Origin of the sequence: Sporomusa sp., assembly GCF_035561255.1 — a bacterium.
Lineage (GTDB): Bacteria > Bacillota > Negativicutes > Sporomusales > Sporomusaceae > Sporomusa.
In genome coordinates, this window is sequence record NZ_DATMXX010000147.1 from 1 (window position 1) to 23,950 (window position 23,950).

Below are 23,950 nucleotides of genomic sequence, written 5' to 3' on the forward strand. Positions count from 1 at the left end.
GTGTAAGATTTTTACATATATACATTGTTGACTGGTTAAACCCAGAGGCTGTGTCCCTTTAATGTGGGGTGCAGCCTCTTAAATTTAATACTGTGAGGGAGGAGATTGATTTATGGCGGTTATTCTTACTCTTGATAGCGAGAAACTGGCTGATACTTACGAGAAAACAAGCAATTCCCAATTCGGCAAAGGGTGCATTCTCTTAGAAAAGCTTGCAATCAAGCCTGGAGATTCGGTTCTTGATATCGGCAGCGGTACCGGCAGGCTGGGAAGGCAGGCACTCTCTCTACTCGGGCAGACAGGGAGTTTTATAGGTATCGATCCTTTGGCAGAACGGATTAAGATTGCCAATGAGAAAAATGAACATGCTAATGCCGTATTTAAGATAGGTAATGCTGAAGACCTTAGTCCATTCTCAGATGATAGTTTTGACATCGTATATTTGAACTCTGTGTTTCACTGGGTGCTTAATAAGGAAGTGGCTTTACTGGAAATATTCCGGGTGCTGAAACCAGGGGGAAAGGTTGGTATTGCCACCGGTGCAAAGGAATTAAACAGTGTTACCGGTATGAAGAAGATTATCGACAATGTGTTAAAGCAAGAGCCTTACCGCCAGGTTGTGCGTATTGAGGATAGTATCCATAATCAGCACGGTCTGACGACCACACAGTTGATTCAATTGCTGACAGGAGCTGGGCTGACGGTTAGCGATGTACAGGTTTTAAAAACGAACCGGGTGTACCAAACACCCCGGGAAGTGACCGAATTTAGTGAGGCCAGTTCCTTCGGCAACTATTTGAACCATGTTCCCGATTCATTGCGGGCTCAGGCTAAGGTTGATATCGAAGCAGCATTGGAGAAATACCGTACTGCACAGGGAATCCAGTTTGAAAATTACACGATATTTGCACTTGCCGAGAAACGAAGGCAATAGGATACAGGGTAGACACATACCAAAATTTGTATTGACAAATAATGTATGATGATATATAGTGGCTTTAAATACAGGTTATATTGCAGTGCTGACTAGTCAGAGAACTAGAGGCTGTATCCATTATTTTGGATGCAGCCTTTTTATGTTGGAAAATTACCGAATTAGGAGTGATGTATTGAAAGATGTTGTTACCAAAATGGGGAAAAAGGATATTTTATGGTATTTACCGTTTTTTAGCAATAGCGATTTTTTTATTACTCTGGGAAATTGCACCACGAATTGGGTTGGCAGATCCGGTCTTTTTACCCCCTTTCTCTAAAGTATTTGCCGCACTTTGTAACTTAATAGCAAGTGGTGAGTTATTTAAACACCTTGCGGTTAGTTTGCGCCGTTCTATTATCGGGTTCAGCCTAGGAATGATGGTATCCATTCCATTGGGTTTAATGATTGGCTGGTTCAAAAATTTCGAAAGTTTTATTGACCCTTTACTGCAAAGCTTTCGACAAACATCAACCTTGGCATTGTTTCCGGTATTTATTCTCTTGTTTGGTATCGGTGAGGTCTCGAAGGTTGCAATTATTTTCTGGGGCGTTCAATGGGCGATATTATTGAATACAATTGCCGGCGTCAAGAATGTAGAGCCACTTTTAATTAAAGCAGCAAGATCTATGGGGACTTCTTCATTTAAAATTTTTATAAAAGTGGTCATTCCGGCATCAATTCCGTCTATATTTACCGGAATTCGCCTTAGTGCAACTACCTCGATTCTGATCCTGATTGCGGCCGAAATGATCGGGGCTAACGCCGGATTAGGATTTTTGCTGTATGACGCTGAAGTGAAGTATCAAATTCCTACCATGTATGCATCTATCCTTACTATGTCTATGCTGGGACTACTGCTGAACTATTCGTTAGTGGCGATTGAAAAAAGGGTTACCAGTTGGAAAGAGGAAGCAACTGTAGGATTCTAAGATAAGATTCTGGTGTGGTTGCCAGAATGGCATTACACTATTCGAAAGTAGTTATTTGTTCACGTAAAGGGGTAATAGTATGAGGAGAAAATCTATGTGGAACAGGATTACCTTACTGCTAAGCTTGTTATTGTTGCTTGGCTCAACCGTATTAGCAGGCTGCGGTAGCCAAACTGCCAGTAAATCTGAAGAGGATAAGCCAAAATTTGTTAACGGTAAACTAACTAAAGAATTTCACATTAAGGCACCCACACTTGAAGGTTTTAATGAAATGATTATTGCTGATCGTAAAGGATTTTTTAAAGAGGTAGGCATTGTTATTGATTATACCGGCGTAGTTCCAGCCGGGCTGATGGCTCAATCTGTCATTAAAGGTGATAATAATTTATTTAGCTCTGGCCATCCTGCTACGATTGCCAATGCCAGAGATGCAGGTGTCAAGATAAAGATTGTTACCCATAGCATGTGGGATGACCCTGACCCGGACAAAGTTCATATAACCTGGATGATTAAAGATGATGGTAAAATCAATTCTCCCCAGGATCTAATCGGTAAAAAAATTGCTGTTAACAGCTTGGGATCCTGTGCCGAACTTTTGACACTGGAATTCTTGCGGCAAAATGGCATAACCAAAGATAAAGTAACTATTGTAACAATGCCTGATAAACAGCAGGAGCAAGCACTTAAGCAAGGCTTGGTGGATGTTGCCGTCCTACACAACATTTATCAGAAGGCCGCCCGCAATCATGGCGGGGTTAAGGTATTGAGTACTAGTTATGATATCGGTAAGGGGGCCGGTAACGGTCCGGCCAGCGGCTTGGCAGTGCGGGCATTTAGTGATGATTTTATTAAAGAGTATCCGGATGTGATCAAGGCATATATCGCTGCCGACATAAAGGCCCAGCATTGGATCAATGACCATTATGACGAAGCATTGCAGATTGCAGCTGATTATCTGAAGGTGGATGTAAAAGATACGGCAGGTAACGTGTATCCGCCAGATAATTATATTGATGAGAAAAAAATAAGCTTCTGGATTACTCTGATGGAGAACAATGGGTTTGCCCAGCCGGGAACAATAAAGGCCTCTGATTTGTATACCAATGAGTTAAATCCCTACTATACGGGGGAACTGAAATGACAGATAAGCAACCGCCGATACCAAGCCTGGCAGGAAGGGTACTGCAGTTACAACTGCCAATCTTTCGGGAGATTGCTACCCTGGCCGATCAGTGCAGCGCAATTAATTTAGGTGGAGGTACGCCGGATTTCGCGGCGCCGCCTGAGCTTAAGGCTGCAGCCAATGCAGCGATCCAAGGTGATTTGAATCAATATGCGCTGTCTCAGGGTGTAAAAAGGCTGCGGGAAGGGATCGCCGGCAAACTCCGGCAAGCTGGCGGGGAGTTTGATCCTGAAACAGAAATTACCGTTTGCTGTGGCGCTACGGAAGGAATGGCAGCCTCACTGCTTGCTGTTATTAATCCCGGTGATGAGGTAATTATTCTTGAGCCGGCCTTTACTATCTATGGGCCTGATGTTGTGCTTAGCGGCGGCAAGCCAGTCTATGTAGAGCTAAGACCACCCAATTTCCGGATTGAGCGCCATTCCCTGGAGGCAGTATGGTCTTCCAGAACCAAGGCTATTATTATCAATTCACCCCATAATCCTACCGGCAGGGTTTTTGACAAGGAAGAACTGACTATTGTCGCTGATTTTTGCCAAAGATACGGTCTAGTAGTCATTACCGATGAAATTTATGATGAGATTCTTTTTGATGGGATTACACTGCCGAGACTTTGGGCGATACCCGGTATGCGGGAACGTACTATAATTATCAACGGGTTTTCTAAAACATATAGTGTGACCGGATGGCGGCTAGGGTATATAGCTGCGCCTGCTTATCTTACAAAAGGGATCCGGATTACCCATAACTATTTAACAATCAGTGCTGCGGCACCACTGCAGCACGCGGTTGTTGCGACCATTGGATTTACTGAAACATATTATCAGGAACTAAAAAAGAATTATCAGGTCAGACGGGATTTACTGCTTGAGGGCTTGGGGAAATTAAATATTCCGTGCAGTGTACCGCAAGGCGGCTACTTTTTGTTAGCAGATTTCAGCCACTTTGGCTGGAGCAATGATGTGGCTTTTGCTAAACGACTTATCGAAACAGTAGGGGTGGCAGCTGTTCCTTTATCCGGGTTTTATCACGCTCCTCCAGGAAATTCGCGGATTTTACTGCGGTTTGCATTTTGTAAAAGAACAGAGACCCTTCAAGGTGCATTGCAACGGCTGCAAAATATTGATTTAATGTATAACAAGGTATAAGGGGAGAGTCTATGCCTACATATGGAAAGGTAACCAGCGCAGCTATTGCTGAACTGGAAAAGATTGTTGGTGCAGAAAACGTGATCCGGGGCGAGGCTATTCCGGAGCAGTATGCCTATGATGCCGGTACGCGCAATGAAGGACGGAGATATCCGGAGGTTCTGGTTTTCCCGGGAAATACGCAAGCGGTCGCAGAAATTCTAAAAATAGCAAACAACCGGCTGATCCCGGTGACACCGCGCGGCGGCGGTACCGGTCTGGCAGGAGGGGCAGTGCCGCTAAACGGCGGGATTGTTCTTGATTTGCGCCGCATGAATCGAATAGTGCATATTGATCCTGTGGCCCGGTATATGATAGTGGAACCGGCTGTGCGGACGATTGATATACAACAGGCAGCCAGCCAGCATGGGTTGCTGTATGCCGGTGACCCCTGCAGCAGTGATGATTGCGTTATAGCCGGCAATATCGCTACAAATGCGGGCGGCAACAGAGCGATAAAGTACGGTGTTACAGGCGATCAGGTATATGAATTAGAGGTCGTTACCCCACAAGGAGAGATTGTTATATTAGGCGGGCGGCTGAAGAAAAACTCGACAGGCTACGGTTTGGTCAAACTGATTGCCGGCTCGGAGGGAACATTAGGGGTAATTACCCGGGTAACAATAAGGTTGCAAAAGCTTGCATCTTTATTACCTAATTTCTTAGCCATATTTCCCGGTTTAACGACAGCGATTTCTTTTGTGGGGGCTCTACTGGAGGATACGGTGATTGATCCCATTTCCATTGAATTGATTGACCGGCAAACGGTATTAGATCTGGAGCGGTATCGTCAGGAAAAAATATTTGCCGATTACACGGGCGATTGTCTGATTATACAACTGGAAGCGTATACTCAGGAAGAACTGCATAAAAAGTGGGATAGGCTGCAAACGCTTTGTGATACTCATGGCTGCCACAGTATCTATGAAATAGCTGGTGAAAAAATCTGGCCGGCACGCAGGGCCTGGGGGAAAGCGATCGAGGTGGAGCATCCTGTCGGGGTATCGGAAGACATTGTTGTGCCAGTAGACAAAATTGCGGCATTTGTTGGTCAACTAGAGGAGCTGACCAGAGAATTTCAGTTTCAGTTTCGTATTGCCGGTCATGCGGGGGATGGTAATATGCATGTAAGAATCATACCCGGGGAAGTGCCGGTCGGTGTGTGGCCGGCAGCGGTGAAAAAATTCAGGGAAAAGCTGTATACAGCCACTTATGATCTGGGCGGGCGTTTGTCAGGTGAACATGGGATTGGTCTAAAGCGCAAAGAAGTTTTACGAACAATTATCGATCCTGTTGAACTGGCGCTTATGCAGGCCATTAAAACGGCTTTTGACCCTAACCACATTTTGAATCCCGGAAAAATATTTGATATGATGAGCCCAGCGACAAGCACTGCAGATACAGCGGTTTTATGCTGACATATTAGGTAATAGTAAGTGGTAATTAAACTATAAAAAAGCTTGCATTTTTCATTAGAATAAGTATAATAAAAGAAAAACTTGATAGATGCTGATTGGTTGTTAACCCAAAGGCTGGCAGGATATTCTTAGTAAAATAAGATATCTTACCAGCCTTTTCGATACTCATAAGTTAGGTATTCGCTTAGTTTAAATATATAAAAGTGTCCCTTTTACAGGGGCTGATCAGTGGATTAACTGAAGGCCACAGAAATAGCCAGCTATTTCTCGTGGCCTTATATTTTTTTCTGAGGTGATGAAATGGCTCAATATATTAGGAGGGTTGGCAAAATGAACGAGTACATTAAAGAAGTAAAAGGACGGTTAGTTGATGTTTCAGGTATTGTGGCATTCTTTGCCTTATGGGAGATATTGCCGCGGCTGGGGGTTGTGGACAGACAATTTATACCACCTTTGTCTGAGGTCATGCAAACGTTATGGGCGTTAGCTGTTGATGGAACAATTTTTTTGCACATTGCGGCAAGTCTGCAGCGAACCTTAATCGGTCTGGCGCTGGCCGTAGGTCTTGGCCTGCCTTGCGGTTTTCTACTGGGAGGTGTCTACCCTATATTGGCCCGGCAGCTACGGCCCTTGTTGCGCATGCTGGGGCAGATTAACGGATTCTCGCTGTTTCCTATTTTTATTCTGTTTTTTGGGATTGGTGAAGGGGCAAAAGTCAGCATTATTTTCTGGTCGAGTATTTGGCCTGTTTTATTTACCACCATTGCGGGTATAAAGCAGATTGATCCCTTATTTATAAAAAGTGCCCGTTCTATGGGAGCCAGCAGGGCAACTATCTTTTGGAAGATAATTTTGCCAGGAGCGGCGCCAGTTATTTTTACCGGGGTGCGTACTGGTGCAACTCATGCATTTCTTATGTTGATGGCGGCTGAGGTCATTGGTGCCAGTGCCGGGTTAGGCTGGCTGATTCACAACTCGGCTATCAACGGTGTCATCCCGCGTCTCTTTGCCGGGGTCATCAGCATTGCAGTTCTCGGGGCCGCAATAACCTATGCATTGCATTATTTGGAAGATCTGCTAATTGACTGGCGGCCGGCTTCAGGCAAATGAATATATGCAGATTACTATCTTTGAAAATAAAGGAGGGAGCAGTGTGGAGGCAACGCTTAAGAAAACAGCCATAAAAACCAAGGAGGGAGGTGAGCAAGGAAGGATACTGGCAAGGGTTCAGAGTTTGTTTTTTGACAATCTATCCATTATTGTATTCCTGATTATTTGGGAAATAGCCCCAAGGATTGGGCTGGTACCCCAAACGTTTATTTCGCCGCCTACCCTGGTATTAAGTACCCTATGGGATTTGGTGGCAAACGGTATCATGATCATCCACGTAAAGGCCAGTTTGCTGCGGGCATTGTTTGGTTTTGTGCTGGCAGCGGTGGTCGGTATTCCGTTAGGTTTCTTTTTGGGAGGCTGGTTCCGGTTATTTGAGCGAATTGTGACACCTGTGCTGCGATTATTGGCTGAGGTAAATCCCTTCTCGTTATTTCCGGTATTTATTCTGATATTTGGCATTGGTGAGATATCTAAGGTTTCAATGATTTTTTGGGTTTGCTTATGGCCTATCCTCCTTAATACGATTACCGGCGTACAGAATGTGGATGAATTATTGGTAAAATCTGCCCGCTCCATGGGGGTGACTGCTGCAAACATGTTTTTCAAAGTAGTGTTGCCTGCTGCGTCTCCCGGCATCTTCCACGGCTTGAAAACAAGCTGCAATACCGCTTTTTTCATGCTGATTGCCGCTGAGATGATTGGTGCCAGCAGTGGTCTGGGCTGGCTGGTATTTAATGCCCAGAACAATTATCAAATCCCGAAGTTGTTTGCAACTACTGTTACGATATCTGTACTTGGTCTGTCGCTTAATTATTTGTTTGCAGAACTGGAGAAGAGAATCATTAATTGGAAAGAGAATGCACCCGAATACTGAGGTTTTATCAACATCACTTATAAAGGTAAAGGAGGCTGTGTATTATGGCAAATAGGAAAACAGTTAAACTGGTGTTAACAGGGATTATTGGCGTGGTCGTGGCAGGGGCAATTGCCTATGGCGCTTATCAGGGCAATAATCCGGCCGCTGCCGGGCATAATGGGGCTAAAGGCACTGCTGATGATGGTTTGATTCCTATCCGGACAATATCTCAGACTGCATGCAGCTCAACGCCATGGGTAGTAACCGACCAACTGGGCTTTTTTAAAGAAGAGGGACTAAAGGTGGTTTATACCGGGGACACACAACCTAACCAGATTATCCCATCTATTTTAAATGGTAATAATGACGTCAGTGGTGCCCATCCCAATTCACTTGCTGTTGCCATTGCCGGCGGTGCCAAGATCAAAGGGGTAGTAAAATCCGGAATTGACCCTTTTCCGGAGCAGGACCCTAAACTGCGTCATATGAATTGGTACATCAACCCGAATGCTACTCCTGGCATTAAGAATTTTGCCGACTTAAACAAGCTGGAGGGCCGGCTTAAATTCTCTCTCATTACCAACAACCAGTGCTCTGACTTTCTGGCTAATAACATTGCTGATCATAATGGCGTTGCCAGAAGTAAAATTGAGTGGGTGACTATGCCTGATGTGCAGGCTGTACAGGCGTTGAAACAAGGGTTGGTAGCCGTATCCGGTGTGCATCCGCCGTTCTACAAATTAATGGAGGAGGCCGGCATGGTGAAGATCGCTGACAGCCTGGATGCTGGTTTTGGTCAGGGGGGCGGCGTTGGCTACTATTACTTTACTACTGAATTTATTCAGAAGAATCCTGAGACTGTTAAAAAATTTGCGCGGGCGATACTTAAAGGGCAAAAATGGGCCAATGAACACCCTGAGGAAGCCCGGAAGATGACCGAAGACTGGATCAAGGTACCGGTTAGTGCCACTCATTATTATGCCGGCGATGCAGATATCAGTCCGGAAATGGTCAAACCATGGATTGAGGACCTGGAGAATGCGGGTGTAATCCCCAAAGGAAAGGTTACGGTAGAAGATTTGCTTGACCGTACAGTGCTTTCTGGTAAATAACTGCAGTTAACCAGAACCGGAAGTGGAGTAAGAAAAAGGAATACCGGCTGATCGTGCATTAGCCGGTATTCCTATGCTTAGGGTACAGGGAGTGGAGCCCTTGATAATATGATATAAAAAAGCGGAGGCTGTCAAGCGGCTGGAGGACGGTGTAGTTAGTGATTTATGAGGGGGAGGATGAATGATAAAAGCAGGTTGTTACTCTGATGAAATGACTCCTAAAGAACGGATGGCGGCGCTGTTGGCCGGCACCCCTTTTGACAGAATCCCCTGCAGCATCAATCCAAGCTATCATGCAGCACGCCTGGCGGGAGTCAGGCATTGGGAGTGCTATTTTTCTGCTGAAAAAATCGTTGAGGTTCAGCTGGCTTCCCGCCGGATATTTGCTGTGGAAGCTGTGATTAGCGGACCGGGTTTGCATGGGGTTGCCGAGGCTGCAGGCAGTACCGTCATCTATCCCAAAGAAGAAAATTCGCCATACATCAGTGAATTTGCCATACAGGAAGAATGCGACCTGGACCGCCTTGTTATTCCTGATCCGTGGACTAAAGGACGCTTGCCGCTTCACCTGGCGGCATTGCAAACCCTGATGGAGCGTTTGGGAACAGAAGTGCCGGTTACAACCAATGTGGCCGGCCCCTTCACTGTGGCGGCTAACTTAAGGGGGACGGAACCTTTTTTACGGGATTTATACCACAACACTGAGTTTGCCCATCGCTTGCTGCAGTATGCCTTGCAAAGTACGCTTGCTTATATACTCGAAGCGGCAAAAATAGGTGTAAAAGTCAGTATTGCCGACCCTACTGCATCAACAAGTCTGATTAGTCCCCGGCATTTTCATGAATTTGCATTTCCTTATCTGCGCGAATTGATTAGTAATATTAAGCGACTCACCAATTGTGCCCCGTCTCTGCACATATGCGGCAATACGAAAAAAATATGGACGCATATGGCTGATACTGGAGCTGGGATCCTAAGTCTGGACGACACAATCGATTTGGCGGAAGCAAAGGCAGCAGTGGGCAGTCTGACAGCGCTAATGGGGAATGTTAAACCGACGGCAACGATGTTTTTAGGGAAGCCGGCCGATGTGATCAGGGAGGCTAAAGAATGTCTGCGCAAGGCATATGATAATCCCAAAGGTTACATTCTGGCACTTGGCTGCGGCCTGCCGATGAAAGCCCCGGTAGAGAATGTTCATGCTTTGTTCCAGGCAGCCAGAGAATTTGGCCGGTATCCAATTGATCCGGGAAGGTTGAATTAGAATTTGAACAGTGTATTACTCTGCAGTTATGAAGGTACGCCATTCACTCCATATATTGCCGTATCCCACACGATAAAAATAGCTGGTTCCTGGTTTTAGCCTGTTAATGGTTGATGAATACGTGTGAATGAGGCCGTCGGCAGTCACTAGATTTGCCGCTTCGACTGTAATTGTTTTAACATCATATGGGGATGGATGTTTGCTGCTGCTTTCTGCATATTGCAGATGGCAGCCTCCTGTGCCGGCATCCATCCTCCAGGTAATTGTCTGGCTGGTCTGTGGATTATTGGTGCTTATTACTGTGATTTGTTCAGGATAGGCAGTGGCTAATGAACTTGTGGAAAGAAAAGGAACGGCAGGGAAGCCTGACAGGATAGTGACTAATAGTATTATCAGGGCAATATGCTTGCTTTTTAACCGTAATAACATAAGGATTGACACTCCTTAAGGCTCATTCCATACCACAATCCTCTTTTCCATGTATTTGAAAATGGTATCAATAGAGATGCTTAAAACAGCAATAACCACAGCACCGGAGAATATCCACTCAATATTATAGTTTTCCTGACTGTAGATAAGAAACCACCCTAACCCTGAACTTGATCCCATCATCTCGGCCGCAATGAGTAGGAAAAAAGAATAGCCTGCGCTTAAGCGTAACCCGGTAAAAATTGATGGTCCGGCTGCCGGCAGCACGACTTTGTAAAAGAGTGACCAGCGCGTCAGACCGAATGACCGGGCTGCTTTCAATAAGTCAGCATCTATATGACGGACCCCGGCCGCCGTGTTAAATAAAATCGGCCAGATACAAATCCAGGCAATGATCGCCAGCTTGGCTGCTTCGCCAATTCCCAGAAACAATATAATCACGTGAAATAAGATATAGGGGTTAGCTTGAGCTGCCAGTTCAAATAAGGGTTCTAAAGCTGTCTTCAGCTTGCGGAACCACCCCCCCATGATGAAGCCTAAAGGAATACCTATAGCCACCGCAATCAACAGCCCGCCCAGGGATCGCTGTAAACTAATTGCAATATGGGGCAGCAGCGTCCCGGTAATGATGAGGTCTTTAATGGCCACCAGCACAGTGGAAAAAAGCGGAATAAACATGGTATTGACCAGCCCTAGCCTGGCTGATATTTCCCACACTACTATAAAAATGATGCTTGCAATCGTATTGGTAAACACTGTTTTCAACACTTTCATACAAGCCGCCTCCCTGTAAGTCCACGTTATTCACCTATCGTGTAATTTAATGGCTCATCTTTTTTCTCAGTACATCCTGGCGGATGTTGTTTCACACCCATAGTATGGGTTGCATGATCTGGCTGAGGTGAGGTATGCTGAAGCAACCGTTCTGTATTTAAGCGGTTTATTTCATGACCGCCAGCAGCAATAATGACAGCAAACAAGATTACCACAGCCGGTACGTAGTATTGGTTGAACACCCTTGACCATCGCCCTTTCACTTTGGCAGGCGCAGCAGTGTCGAAGATTTCCACGGTTTGTTTCCAGTAAAAGCTGGTTTTTTCTATATGTAAAATGACTTTATTAATAAGAACTCCCAGCAAAATGATAAACACACCGCCGGCGTACATCCGCGGCAGCTGAGAAAGCATTGCAGATGCATGGACCAGCCAGCCCAATCCGGCTTTGGCCCCGAGCATTTCAGCGGCCACAAGCATAAATACCGCCATCTGTACGCCAATGCGTATGCCGGTAACAATCGTGGGGAAAGCGCCTGGTAACAGAATATCGCGCATTAAAACAAGAGCAGAAACATTCATTGACCGTCCTGTTTTAATTAAAAGCGGATCAACAGTACGGATTCCCGTAATGGTATGAAACAGAATCGGCCATAATGCGACCAGGGCAATAATCATCAATTTCATCGTTTCACCAATTCCAAAAAACAACATAAATACAGGAGCAAGTGAAAATGGATTGACATTGCTTAACAGCCGGAAAAGCGGGTCTAAATATTTGAGTACTCCCGGAAACCACCCTGCCAAAACAGCACCTGTGGGCACTGCGATCAGTAAAGCTAAGAGCAAGCCCAGTGCTGCCCGCCATAAACTCACAATAAGCTGCGAATACAGCAGGCCTTGATCCCAAAGCTTATACCCTGCAGCCGCTACCGCCGATAAAGGCGGTAAAAACTGCGCATCAACCCAGCCTAACCGTGGCGCGATTTCCCATAGAACCAGGAAGATAAATAACCCGGAACCTCTTAATGCCACATTGCTCGCTGCCGCTAACAGTCTCATATTCTCCCCCCCCCCCAGCGTAATAGCTCTTGCTTGAAATAAGAAGGCCAAAGAAGCTGTTGATAACAACCTCTTTGGCCTTCATTTTCTTTAGATCAGCCGCCATACAATATTATGCCGAATGATTATATTTTAGCATTAATTGTAGCATGGTTTGGGGCAAGGGTCAATTTATTTTTCGGGAAATCTATGGCACTGTACAACAAAAAAATACTGGCACCGAGAAGTTCGATATTCACTTTTGAGCATTGACACATATAGCTCAATATGTTATTATAATACAAAATATGGAATTATTATTTTAAATCCATTATAAGCATTGTGCCGATTAGACAACAAGCTGAAGGCCGGTTCACAGTATGAACTTGGTCTTTTATTAATTTCCGGGAAGAACAGGTTAGTCAGATGATGAAATATGGTAGTGGAGACTAAAATACTTGAATGGATCAATGGGTTGACTAGCGAATAAGCTGGAGACGCAAATAGGGCGCTTCCGGCTTTTATTTTATTCGGACAAGGAAGAAATGATGATATAAGGAGGTGCAGGTTTGCTGATTGCGGGGACTGGTTTATTGTTTTAAGAAGTAAAGTAAAGGAGATGAGTTTATGGCTATTTCTAAAGAATTGGGTATCAGGGAGGTTGTCAGCAAATACCCGGATACCATTGCAGTGTTCCGGAGATATGGGATGGGATGTTTCGGGTGTGCCGCGGCTAGCTTTGAGAATATAGAAGAAGGTGCGCGAGCTCATGGAATCGATATTGATCTTTTAATCAACGACCTAAATAAAGTAGCCCAGGATAATTCGAATTGATATGGGCTTGGGTATGTGTGAATTTAAGAACAAACTTAGGTTTCAATTGTGAAAAATTGAAAAAGACGGTTAGTTTGACTGATCAGTATAAGCTACTGAAGGCAAAGAAGAGTTTCCGAAAGGAAACTTGGCTTTGCCTTCTTGTTTTGTATAGTCTGGTTTGAACTAATCGAATAGAGTGCAGCTATGAGGAAAAGAGGAGAGCATGTGATGAGTAAGCAGTCAGAAAGACAACATGGCTTTGATACCTTGGCTTTGCACGCCGGTCAAGTACCTGATCCGGCTACCGGCGCAAGGGTTGTGCCAATTTATCAGAGTACATCCTTTGTACTTGGTGATACCAAACGGGCGGCCCGGCTTTTTTCACTGGAGGAATTAGGCAGTGTATATACCCGGATGATTAATCCCACCCAAACTGTTTTTGAAGAGCGGGTAGCCGCGTTAGAGGGGGGCGTGGGGGCACTGGCAGTTGCTTCCGGACAGGCGGCGATTACGTATTCGATTTTAACAATTGCGCAGGCCGGGGATGAGATTGTATCTTCTGCGGCGTTGTATGGCGGCACATATAATTTATTCCATTATACGTTGCCTAAGCTTGGCATTAAGGTTCATTTTGTCAACCCTGATGATCCTGAGAATTTCCGCAAAGCGATAACGCCAGCCACCAAAGCTGTTTATGCCGAAATCATTGGCAATCCCAAAATTGATGTATTAGATGTGGAAAGTGTAGCAACAATTGCTCATGATAATGCGATCCCACTCATTATTGATAGTACTTTTGCGACACCTTACTTACATCGGCCATTCGAGTGGGGGGCCGATATTGTTGTACATTCTGCAACCAAATTTATTGGCGGGCATGGGACTTCTATCGGTGGCATTATCGTTGATTCAGGCAAGTTTAACTGGAATAATGGCAAATTCCCTGGTTTGATTGAACCTGATCCCAGTTATCACGGACTTTCTTATAGTGAGAAATTTGGCAACGCGGCCTATATTTTCAAAGCGCGGGTGACGATTTTACGTGATACCGGAGCAGCTCTAAGCCCTTTTAACGCCTTCTTATTCCTCCAGGGACTGGAAACACTCTCTCTGCGTCTTGACCGGCATGTGTCCAATGCGCAGAAGGTTGCAGAGTTCTTGCAGGGGCATCGCTTTGTTACCTGGGTTAATTATCCGGGTTTAACAAGCAGTACCTCCTATGAGAAAGCGCAAAAGTATCTGCCAAAGGGAGCGGGGGCAATCCTCACGTTTGGCATTAAAGGCGGTCTGAATGCCGGCACTAAATTCATTGACAACTTAGGCTTGTTTTCCCATCTGGCAAACGTGGGTGATGCCAAGTCACTGGTTATTCATCCTGCCAGTACAACCCATCAGCAACTAAGTGCTGATGAGCAGTTCGCCAGTGGTGTAACCGAAGACCTTGTCCGGTTATCCATTGGTCTGGAAGATATTGATGACCTGCTGTATTATCTGGAAGAGGCGCTTGTCACCAGTCAGAAATAGTGGCATTAGGGAAATAGTAATGAACAGGAGGCATGTCACATGATTAACCTAAGAGACAATACCTGCCCTACAAGGGAACAACGCGGAAATGGTATTAACGCTTTTTGGGGGAAAGCGAGTGAACTCATTAAACAGGTAAAAGACGGGACCGTGCCCAATACGGAACGGTGCTTTCAACAATCGTCAGGCTGCCTGTTAAATTTCTATCTCACCCAGCGGGTTATGACCATTCGTGATTCTGTTATGATTGTTCATGCGCCGGTAGGCTGCTCTGTTGTCGGGCTAGGTTACCGGGAAATATTCCGTAAAGTTCCTGTTTCTTTGGGGCGTCCGGAAAACTTTGATTTTCATTGGCTGACTACCAATCTGAATGAGAAAGATGTTATCTATGGGGCTGGAGACAAATTAAAATATGCGATCAAAGAGGCCCAAACAAGATATAATCCCCAGGCTATATTTGTGTTGGCATCCTGCACCACGGGAATTATCGGTGAGGATATTGCCGGAATTGTTGACGAGGTCCAGCCTGAGGTTAAGGCAAAAATTGTTGCGATCCATTGCGAGGGAATTCGCTCCAGACTGATTCAAACCGGGTATGACGCCTTCTGGCACGGCATACTCAAATATTTGGTAAAAAAACCGGCAAAAAAGCAAAAAGATCTGGTTAATGTGGCAAGTATGTTGTCCTATACCTGGCAGGACCGGCGGGAGATTACCAGGCTGCTGGAGAAAATCGGCCTGCGGCCCAATTTTGTTCCGGAATTCTCAACGGTTGAGCAATTTGAAATGCTTTCAGAGGCGGCGGTTACTGCGCCGATTTGCTCGTCATTTACCGATTACCTGTCGCGGGGGCTGGAGCAGGAATATGGAGTACCCTACTTTTTATACCCTTCGCCGATTGGGATAGAACATACGGATGAATGGCTGAGGGCCATTGCTTACTATACCGGTAAAGAAAATGAAGTGGAAAAGCTGATTGCCGAAGAACATGATGAATGGTTGCCGAAGCTTGAGCTGATTCAGCAGGAATTTGCGAGAATTGGCAATGGGAATGATATCAATGTCCTTGGCTCCTTAGGTCAGGGCCGGTTGCTTACCCAGGTTCCGTTTTTCAATGAATTAGGGGTAAAAACACCGGCGGCTATTTGCCTGGATTTTGACGATCTGGTGGCAGACGAAACAGAAAAGCTCATTGACAAGGTCGGAGACTTTGATGTATTGGTTAATACCTTCCAGGCGGCAGAGGTAGCCCATCACACACGCCGTTATAATCCGGACATTGCTTTGACATGTCCCTTCCAGGGGAGCGCGTATAAGCGGGACCGCGGTGCAACCAGGATTCATTCGTCCAGGGGAGATGCCCGTCCCTGGAGTGCCCAGGCCGGCTATAAAGGTGCAATCGCTGCCGGTAATTTCCTGCTGCAATCGACCAAAAACCGCTCGTTCCAGAAGACAATGCTGGAAAAGACGCCTGATGTATACAACGAATGGTGGTACCAACAACCTAACCCGCTTTATTTTGCAAATAAGGAGGCAAAATAAGTGATGCCGCTAGTTAAAGAAGAACCGGATTTATTTCCTGAAGTGGTTGAAGCCCCCAGATATTCTTGCTCGATGGGGGGCGCCTATGCAGCTGCCCTGGCGACGTTTGGTTCTGTGCCTATCCTCCATTCGGGGGGCGGTTGCGGCTTCGCCCAAAATTTTGGCCAGAGTTTTGCCTCAGGTTTGAACAGCCCTGGACCGGTGGGCGGCGCCAGCACACCCTGCTCCACTTTGGTAGAAGAACATGTCATTTTTGGCGGTGAAGACAAACTGAGAAAACTGATTGACAGTACTATTGGTCTGATGCCAGGTGATTTATATACGGTAATTTCAGCTTGCGTACCGGCCTTGATTGGCGATGATGTAGATTCAGTGGTAGCGGAATTTCAGGAACGTGCGCCTGTTATTCATGTTAAGACAGCAGGCTTTGCAGGAAATTCGTATAAGGGATATGAACTTTATTTTGACGCGGTCATCGACCAGCTGTTACAAGATCAGCCGGTAAAAAAGCACACAGTTAACATTCTCGGGGTTGTTCCCACGCAAAATCTCTTTTGGAAAGGGGATTTGCGCAATCTCAAAGAGCATTTGCGGACGATTGGTGTCGAAGCGAACATTATATTCGGCGATCTGAACGGTTTGGAGGCACTACATAAGATTCCTGCTGCAGAGTTGAACCTGGTGTTTTCCGTATGGGGGATCAACACCGCAAAAAAACTTGAAGAACGCTTTGGTACCCCGTATCATGTTTTTTCATCCTTGCCGATCGGGCCTAAGGATACGACACTGTTCTTGCAAACTCTGGGGCATAAACTTCAGATAGCTGACACGGTCGTTGCTAAAGTGGCGGCGGAGGAGGAACAAAATGCCTACCGCTTTACTGAATATATCGGTAATATACTGGTTGTTGCCATACCGCACGCATACTATGCGGTGGTTGCCGACAGCAGCACAGCGATAGCCGTTACCAAATATGCGACCAATGAGCTTGGGTTTAATCCTGAAGTTGTGATTGTTACAGATGATCCCCCGGCAGAATACCGGGACAGAATTACCCGGGATTTGACTGAGGGGTTGGAAAGTGTGTTAAAACCGAAAGTGGTTTTTGAAATCGATGCCCATAAGATCAGGTTATTGCTCCGCAATTATACGATGCAAATCGTATTTGCCAGCTCACTGGAGCGGTATATTGCCGAGACAGAACTTGGCGGTGCTTTATTTCTCAGTGTGTCTTTTCCGTCCTATGACCGGCTGATTATTGACCGCAGCTATGTCGGCTACCGCGGTGGGCTAAACCTCATGGAAGATCTGATGGTAAAATACGGCGGTCCGCTGTAACAGCCATATATAAAGCCGGCTTCTAACAGGAAGCCGGCTTTATATTCAACAAAAGGTGCTATTTCCGGATTTTAATAACTAACCCGCAGGCAATAAAACACAGCATTCCGCCTGCTATGAAAGACCACTGATAGTCCCCAAGTAAGGTGTGTAATGCTCCACCGGAAAAGGTTGCCAGGGCTGCGCCTAATTGGTGGAATACCATCATCCAGCCAAAGATAATACCGCTCTGTTTTCCGAAAATATCTGTTGTCAGGCGGATGGTCGGCGGCAGGGTGGCAATCCAGTCTAACCCGTTTACAATAACAAAAATGATCAGCGTGGTAGTGCCGGCGTCAAATTGAAAGGGCAGCCAGGCCAGGGAGGTTCCCCGCAGAATATAGAACCAGAATAATAACCAGCGATTGTCGTATCTATCCGAAAGCCAGCCTGACGACATGGCCCCAATGAGATTGAAGATGCCTGAAAACGCAAGCAGCCCGGCCGCCGTAACCTCAGGCATACCATGATCAATGCAGGCCGGAATAAAATGTGTGCCGATAAGCCCACTGGAGGTAGCGCCACAAACAAAAAAGCTACTTGTTAATAACCAGAAATCTTTATTGCTCACAGCCGTTTTTAGGCCAGTAAACACGGCCGTAAAAGCGTTAGTTTCTTTGGCGTTAGCTATATCGGCAGGGTGTAAAGCTCCATAAGGAAGGAGACCGATATCACCTGGTTTATTGCGCATAATCAGGCTGACAACCACCATAACAGACAGAGCCGCAAACGAGATGAACCCGGTTACTGTTTGCCAGGTAGACACTGCGAGAAATTTAGAGAACAGGGGAAGAAATAACAGTTGTCCAGCCGATCCGGCTGCGCTAAAGATGCCGACAACTAACCCCCGATGGGTTACAAACCAGCGATTGGCAACGACTGTTCCCAGAACCGGCGATAAAAAGCCACTGCCGATCCCAATCACTACCCCCCATAAGGCAATCATTTGCCAGGGGGCATTCATCCAGGTTGTTAAGCTGGTGCCAACGGCGATTAAGAGCAAAGCCAGTGCCATGATACGCCTCGTCCCGTATAGATCCATCAGCGCAGCGGCAAAAGGGCCACAAAGGCCGTACAGTAACAGGTTTATGGCCAGCGCAAGACTAATAACCGTCCGGCTCCAGCCAAAATAATGCTCTAAGGGGACTATCAGTACACCTGGCGTAGAACGGATACCGGCCGCAAGGATCAATGTCAAGAAGGTTGTCAGCAATATAATCCAGCTGTAATGAATGGATTTATCCGGTTGTATAATCTCACCCCGCTCCCGATTACTATTTTTTTAGTGATAACAACTAAAAAAGGCAAAACTCTACCGTAATAGGTAAAAGTTTTGCCTTCAGTTTCCTGCTGATCAGCGATTAGTAACATTATAACACAGCCTGAAAAAATAGGAGGCGAATCAGCTTAAAAAAAACTGATTCGCCTCTATTGTGCTTATTTAAGTTTGCCACCTTCGACGACAATGTCTTCCGGATTGATGGTATCACCGTAAACAGGTTTTAAGGTTGCATCATAAGCCTTATGGATGAAGTTTTCTTTACCAAGGGTGTCTAACTCCTTGTTGATCCATTCAAGCAGTTCTTTGTTGCCTTGTTTTACTGCCGGGGCAATGGTATCAAGACTGCCTAAGGTCGCAATGCCTACAGTAAAGCCGGTATTTTCCTTGGCCCAGGCAAATAATAAGGTATTATCCTGTGATAACGCAACACCACGTTTGTCTTTTAGAGCCTCAAATGCCTGGGTAATTTGATCGAATTTTAACAGTTCAACATCAGGATGATTTTTTGTGAAATAGGTTTCAGCAGTTGTACCCTTGATAACAATCAGTTTTTTGCCTTTTAATTGATCAACTGAGGTAATAGGGGCATCTTTGGGTGAGACTACCCCCAGAGAAACTTTCATATACGGGTTGGCGAAATCAACCTTTTGCTTTCTTTCTTCGGTGACAGTAAAGTTGGCTAAAACAATGTCAACTTTATTAGTTTGTAAGTACTCCACGCGGCTGGCCGGCTCAAGTAATACGAATTCTATCTTGGATTCATCGCCCAAAAGGTCTTTGGCAAGCCGTTTGGCAATATAAACATCAAATCCTTGATTTTTGCCATTCGCATCGATAAAGCCAAAGGGAGGTTTGTCACCGAAGATACCAATTTTAATGGTACCACGTTTTTTAATGTCTTCAATAACGCTCTTTGGCGAGCCTTCTTGTTTACCATCTGTTTTGGTTGCTGCTCCGCCGCAACCTGCCAAAACTCCTATCAAGAATAAAGCACTGCAAACTAACACAATAATTTTTTTAATGCTCACGCTACATCGTCCCTTCGTTTATAAGATTTAGTATTGGAATATATTTAAAAATTGCTGAGCACGCTCTGTCTTGGGGCTGGAAAAAAACTCAGCCGGTTTGGCTATTTCACATATTCTCCCTGCATCGATAAACACAATGCGATCAGCAACAGCCCTGGCAAACCCCATTTCATGTGTCACAATTACCATTGTCATTCCCTGCTTGGCAAGGCCTAGGATAACATCTAGTACCTCACGTACCATTTCTGGGTCAAGGGCGGCGGTAACCTCATCAAATAACATAATCTCCGGATTCATACATAAGGCGCGTACAATAGCGATTCGCTGCTTTTGTCCGCCGGATAGCTGACGGGGATAAGAATGCTGACGATCAAGTAAGCCCACCCGGTCAAGTAACTGCTCAGCTTGCTCTGTCGCCTCCTTTTCATCTCTTTGCTGTACCTTCAAGGGCCCGAGAAGAATGTTTTCCATAACTGTCATATGGGGAAAGAGGTCATAGTTTTGGAATACCATGCCCACTTGCTGGCGAATTTCCTGCCAGTTTACGCTTTTGCCGGTAATGTTTTTACCGGATAAGCTGATATCACCTCCCTGAATGGCTTCCAGGCCATTAAGACATCTAAGCAAGGTGCTTTTGCCACAGCCTGATGGGCCCAGGATAACAACAACCTCGCCTTTGTGGATGGTGAGGTTAATGTTGTCCAATACTGTTTTCTGGTCAAATTCCTTATGCAGATCCTTTATTTCAAGTAATACCTGGGTATTTTCGGTGATAATGATAAACCCTCCCTAACTTTCCCATTTGGTTTCTAATTTCTTTGATAGCTTAGACAGTGGATAGCAAATAATAAAGTACAGGATGAATATCAGGCCATAAACCCAAAAGGAAGCGGCAGGGGCCTTCAACAGTGATCTTTCGATAATCTGCTGACCAACCTTTACTACATCAATAACGCCAATCATAACGACCAGCGAGGTAGTTTTGACCATTCTGGTGGATAAATTCATTGCGCCAGGCAATAGCCGCCGTACGGCTTGGGGGATTAACACATAGCGGTAAAGGCCCCAAAAGCTAAGACCAAGAGCCTTGCCTGATTCAATTTGATGTTTTGGCAAAGATTCCAGTGCGCCTCTGACAATATCGCTCATTTCCGCGGCACCCCACAGGCTAAAGACAATAACTGCGACAAGCTCACCCTCTAAATGGATATTAAGCAGGCTGGTAACACCAAAATAGGCGATGAACAGCCAAACCAGAATAGGGATTATTCTAAATACCTCCAGGTAAAAACGGCACAGAAAGCGGATTAGCCGGGATTTTGATGTCCTGATTAAACCAAGAATGATGCCCAGCAATGAACCAATGATAATCGAAATGAAGGCAATGCGGGCGGTTATTAACAAACCCCCTAATAACCGCTGCAGGTTGATCCCTTCAGTAAGCACGTCAATTCCCGAACTCAGCATAGCGCACCTTCCTTTCCAGCCAGGTCAAAAAGATTGATAAAGGTAACAGCATAATCAGGTATGCTGCCACCAGCATGAGTAGTGATTCAAAAGTTTGATAATACATCCCGATTAAGTCCTGGGTAATATGCATCAGCTCCGGTATTGCAATTGCTCCGACGATGGAGGTTTCTTTCAGTAAAAATATGCAATTGGCGCCTAAGGAAGGTAATGTTACTGAAAACGCCTGAGGCAAAATAACATAGCGGATTAGCTGCGAATTGGAAAGCCCGATACTAAGACCTGATTCAATCTGGGACTTACTGACTGACTGAATACCGGCACGGAATGCTTCAGCCATATAGCTGCCGCCCAGAAAAGCCAGCCCGATAATTGCGCAGGTATGTTCACTCAAGGTTAAGCCTAATTTTGTCAAACCATAATATAAAAAGAATAACTGGATGAGTAGCGGCGTATTGCGAGAAAGCTCTATATAGGCTTGCACCAACCGCACCAGGCCTGTTGTCTTGTGATATAAGACAATGCTGCACAGCAGCCCGATGATTAAAGATGCTCCTATTCCCAGTACCGCAAGCTTTAACGTCAGCCAGGCCGCTTTCTCATACAATGGTAAAGTCATCATTATAAATTCCCAGTTAATACTCACTGATGTACCACTCTTTCTTATCCCTGAATTTAACAACAAAAAAAGACCAAGTCTCTTTAATAGAAACTTTGGCCTTCAGTCTTTCTGATCAGCGCACATATGTAACTTTATTAGAGTATACATCAATGAAAAGTACGTGTCAAGAGGATCAATACATTAGATGTTTTCGACTAGAATATACCAACAAACATTTGACATTATTTAGCAATGTATGCTATTATATGTCCTAATAAACTTTAATTATTAGGCTAATCCCGGCACTTTTTATACACTATATAAGTATATTGCAGAAAGCTCATCAGTAAACTGAAGGCTAAAGTCATCACTTAGATGCTTTAGCCTTTTTTATTTACTCCAATTTGTGTTCTGCTTTTAATACTTATAAATGGAGAGGTACGATGAGACTATTGGCAATGATTCAGTCTAATCCACTACGAATATTGACATTATACATTACTCTGCTTGTCTTTTTTCAGATTAACCTAGTACCAGACCGCTTGTCTTTTTCGATGCCCAGCATTAGTTTAATGGTTTTTCCGTCAGCTTTCATTTTGTTTTTTGCCTACTGTAAGCTTCGCCATGAGCTTGCCGAGGAAAAAAAAGCTGTGGCGAAAGCAAACTATTTAGCCTTTCATGACTCTATAACCGGCATGCCGAACAGGAATTATTTCCAGGGAACGCTAACTGAGCTTCTGGCTGTCAAACAGCAGCGGGTTGGCGTCATGATGATTGATTTACATGGATTTAGCCTCATTAATGATATTGCCGGGCACCAGGAGGGGTATAAATTACTCAGCGATGTAGCAAAGAGATTAATTCAAAATACCCCGGAAAACTGTACAATTGCCAATGTGTGGGGTGATAAATTTTTACTGGCTGTCCCAGGAATGGTTGATGAGGCTCAACTAACTGCTTTAGCTGAAGAGATTTTGACTGCCTGCCAGCTTCCCTGGCTTGTTGACTGCCGCCAGTTTTCTTTAACTGCCAATATCGGCATCTGCGTATCACCGGAGGATGGCAAAGATGCAATAACGCTCATGAAAAACGCCGATATGGCTGTTGCCAGGGCGAAGACACAAGGTAAAAATCAATACAAATTTTATACCTTGAATTTCTCGTCCAATGCCTTACAGAACCTTGAAATGGAGACAAAGCTGCGCAATGCCCTTGAGAACAATGAGTTTTTCCTTGTATACCAGCCACGGATCAGCCTTGAAACCGGAGAAATTAACAGCGTTGAGGCCTTGCTTTGCTGGAAAAATAAGGAGTTAGGGATAGTAAGCCCCGGACAATTTATTCCTCTAGCCGAAGCTACAGGGCTTATAGACAGTATTGGTGAATGGGTTTTGATCACTGCCTGCCGGCAAATTAAGGCTTGGACTGAGAGTGGTTTTACCCTGCCGGTTTCGATAAATTTGTCAGCTCGTCAGTTTTATCAGCACAATTTAGTAGAAGGCATTGCCTGTGCTCTTAATGAGGCACAGGTTGAGGCGGCTCAACTTGAATTGGAGATTACTGAAAGTATGATCATGCAAGACGTAGAGCAGGCAATCACAACCCTTAAAGACTTTCGGGCTATGGGCGTGAGTATCGCCATGGATGACTTTGGTACAGGCCACTCTTCGCTGACCAATCTCAAATTATTACCAGTAGATGTGCTGAAAATAGATAAGAAGTTTGTGCAGGATGCAGAATACTCACCAGAGAGTCGCTCTATCGTTCAGGCAATTATAACATTAGGCCAGATCCTGGGTCTATCGGTTACTGCCGAGGGGGTTGAAACCGAACGCCAGTTATCAATGCTGAGAGAGCTGGGATGTAATGAAGTACAAGGTTACTTTTTTGCCCATCCGACCTCACCCGAAAACATCTATACAATGCTGGTCGAGGGAAACGAGCAAGCAAAGATTTTAAAGAACCAGTTGGCTATCGATTCAAGCTGTTTGTAATTTGCTTTAAGTGAGAGTGATATACCGATATATTGGGG

At 45.2% G+C, this 23,950-nt stretch carries 22 protein-coding genes; 14 read left to right on the top strand and 8 right to left on the bottom strand.

The features are described from left to right. The first annotated feature begins 112 nt into the window (after positions 1–112). The 9 genes from VN379_RS08285 to VN379_RS08325 all read left to right on the top strand — a co-directional run bounded on the left by VN379_RS08285 (position 113) and on the right by VN379_RS08325 (position 10,038). Entirely contained in the window at positions 113–934 is an 822-nt protein-coding gene (locus VN379_RS08285; protein ID WP_325532724.1) for a class I SAM-dependent methyltransferase, read from the top strand. Positions 935–1,116: 182 nt separating this feature from the next. Next, positions 1,117–1,905: an ABC transporter permease gene (locus VN379_RS08290; RefSeq protein ID WP_325532726.1), complete on the top strand. Its 789-nt coding sequence runs from the start codon at positions 1,117–1,119 to the stop codon at positions 1,903–1,905. A 94-nt stretch (positions 1,906–1,999) separates the two neighbouring features. Next, entirely contained in the window at positions 2,000–3,046 is a 1,047-nt protein-coding gene (locus VN379_RS08295; RefSeq protein WP_325532728.1) for an ABC transporter substrate-binding protein, read from the top strand. After that, the gene (locus tag VN379_RS08300) at positions 3,043–4,236 is read left to right on the top strand and encodes a pyridoxal phosphate-dependent aminotransferase (protein WP_325532730.1); all 1,194 of its coding nucleotides are present in this window, start codon (positions 3,043–3,045) and stop codon (positions 4,234–4,236) included. The genes VN379_RS08295 and VN379_RS08300 overlap by 4 nt, the downstream gene beginning before the upstream one ends. A gap of 11 nt (positions 4,237–4,247) precedes the next feature. Next, complete coding sequence (locus VN379_RS08305; protein WP_325532732.1) at positions 4,248–5,693, top strand: FAD-binding oxidoreductase; 1,446 nt, start codon at positions 4,248–4,250, stop codon at positions 5,691–5,693. 330 nt (positions 5,694–6,023) lie between these two features. Next, positions 6,024–6,803: an ABC transporter permease gene (locus VN379_RS08310; protein WP_325532734.1), complete on the top strand. Its 780-nt coding sequence runs from the start codon at positions 6,024–6,026 to the stop codon at positions 6,801–6,803. Between the two features lie 43 nt (positions 6,804–6,846). After that, on the top strand, positions 6,847–7,680 hold the full coding sequence (locus VN379_RS08315; RefSeq protein WP_325532736.1) for an ABC transporter permease: 834 nt from the start codon (positions 6,847–6,849) through the stop codon (positions 7,678–7,680). Positions 7,681–7,724: 44 nt separating this feature from the next. Further along, complete coding sequence (locus VN379_RS08320; protein WP_325532738.1) at positions 7,725–8,774, top strand: ABC transporter substrate-binding protein; 1,050 nt, start codon at positions 7,725–7,727, stop codon at positions 8,772–8,774. A 181-nt stretch (positions 8,775–8,955) separates the two neighbouring features. Continuing rightward, a complete protein-coding gene (locus VN379_RS08325; protein WP_325532740.1) occupies positions 8,956–10,038 on the top strand; it encodes a uroporphyrinogen decarboxylase family protein in 1,083 nt (360 codons plus the stop codon). 15 nt (positions 10,039–10,053) lie between these two features. Here the strand turns inward: VN379_RS08325 and VN379_RS08330 are convergent, their stop codons facing one another. From VN379_RS08330 to VN379_RS08340, 3 genes are read right to left on the bottom strand one after another with little or no spacing between them, the layout of a single operon-like run. Beyond that, entirely contained in the window at positions 10,054–10,467 is a 414-nt protein-coding gene (locus tag VN379_RS08330) for a fibronectin type III domain-containing protein (RefSeq protein ID WP_325532742.1), read from the bottom strand. Positions 10,468–10,482: 15 nt separating this feature from the next. Further along, entirely contained in the window at positions 10,483–11,241 is a 759-nt protein-coding gene (locus VN379_RS08335) for an ABC transporter permease (protein ID WP_325532744.1), read from the bottom strand. A gap of 26 nt (positions 11,242–11,267) precedes the next feature. After that, positions 11,268–12,302, bottom strand: a complete 1,035-nt coding sequence (locus VN379_RS08340; protein WP_325532745.1) for an ABC transporter permease — start codon at positions 12,300–12,302, stop codon at positions 11,268–11,270. A gap of 606 nt (positions 12,303–12,908) precedes the next feature. Here VN379_RS08340 and VN379_RS08345 point away from each other — a divergent pair. From VN379_RS08345 to VN379_RS08360, 4 genes are all read left to right on the top strand, one after another. After that, a complete protein-coding gene (locus VN379_RS08345) occupies positions 12,909–13,115 on the top strand; it encodes a DUF1858 domain-containing protein (protein ID WP_325532746.1) in 207 nt (68 codons plus the stop codon). A gap of 210 nt (positions 13,116–13,325) precedes the next feature. After that, entirely contained in the window at positions 13,326–14,621 is a 1,296-nt protein-coding gene (locus VN379_RS08350) for an O-acetylhomoserine aminocarboxypropyltransferase/cysteine synthase (RefSeq protein ID WP_325532747.1), read from the top strand. A gap of 39 nt (positions 14,622–14,660) precedes the next feature. After that, on the top strand, positions 14,661–16,163 hold the full coding sequence (locus VN379_RS08355) for a nitrogenase component 1 (protein ID WP_325532748.1): 1,503 nt from the start codon (positions 14,661–14,663) through the stop codon (positions 16,161–16,163). Positions 16,164–16,166: 3 nt separating this feature from the next. Further along, positions 16,167–17,501: a nitrogenase component 1 gene (locus tag VN379_RS08360; protein ID WP_325532760.1), complete on the top strand. Its 1,335-nt coding sequence runs from the start codon at positions 16,167–16,169 to the stop codon at positions 17,499–17,501. Positions 17,502–17,559: 58 nt separating this feature from the next. On the opposite strand, the gene VN379_RS08365 is transcribed toward VN379_RS08360, so the two are convergent. From VN379_RS08365 to VN379_RS08385, 5 genes are all read right to left on the bottom strand, one after another. After that, the gene (locus tag VN379_RS08365; protein WP_325532749.1) at positions 17,560–18,753 is read right to left on the bottom strand and encodes an MFS transporter; all 1,194 of its coding nucleotides are present in this window, start codon (positions 18,751–18,753) and stop codon (positions 17,560–17,562) included. 224 nt (positions 18,754–18,977) lie between these two features. Further along, positions 18,978–19,850 (bottom strand): cysteine ABC transporter substrate-binding protein, encoded by an 873-nt coding sequence (locus tag VN379_RS08370; RefSeq protein WP_325532750.1) that lies wholly within the window; start codon positions 19,848–19,850, stop codon positions 18,978–18,980. Positions 19,851–19,877: 27 nt separating this feature from the next. Further along, a complete protein-coding gene (locus VN379_RS08375) occupies positions 19,878–20,627 on the bottom strand; it encodes an amino acid ABC transporter ATP-binding protein (protein ID WP_325532761.1) in 750 nt (249 codons plus the stop codon). 12 nt (positions 20,628–20,639) lie between these two features. Then, complete coding sequence (locus VN379_RS08380) at positions 20,640–21,317, bottom strand: amino acid ABC transporter permease (RefSeq protein WP_325532751.1); 678 nt, start codon at positions 21,315–21,317, stop codon at positions 20,640–20,642. Beyond that, on the bottom strand, positions 21,298–21,963 hold the full coding sequence (locus VN379_RS08385; RefSeq protein ID WP_325532752.1) for an amino acid ABC transporter permease: 666 nt from the start codon (positions 21,961–21,963) through the stop codon (positions 21,298–21,300). The genes VN379_RS08380 and VN379_RS08385 overlap by 20 nt, the downstream gene beginning before the upstream one ends. Before the next feature lie 398 nt (positions 21,964–22,361). Here VN379_RS08385 and VN379_RS08390 point away from each other — a divergent pair, with 398 nt between their 5' ends. Next, a complete protein-coding gene (locus VN379_RS08390) occupies positions 22,362–23,912 on the top strand; it encodes a phosphodiesterase (RefSeq protein WP_325532753.1) in 1,551 nt (516 codons plus the stop codon). The last annotated feature ends 38 nt before the right edge of the window (positions 23,913–23,950 follow it).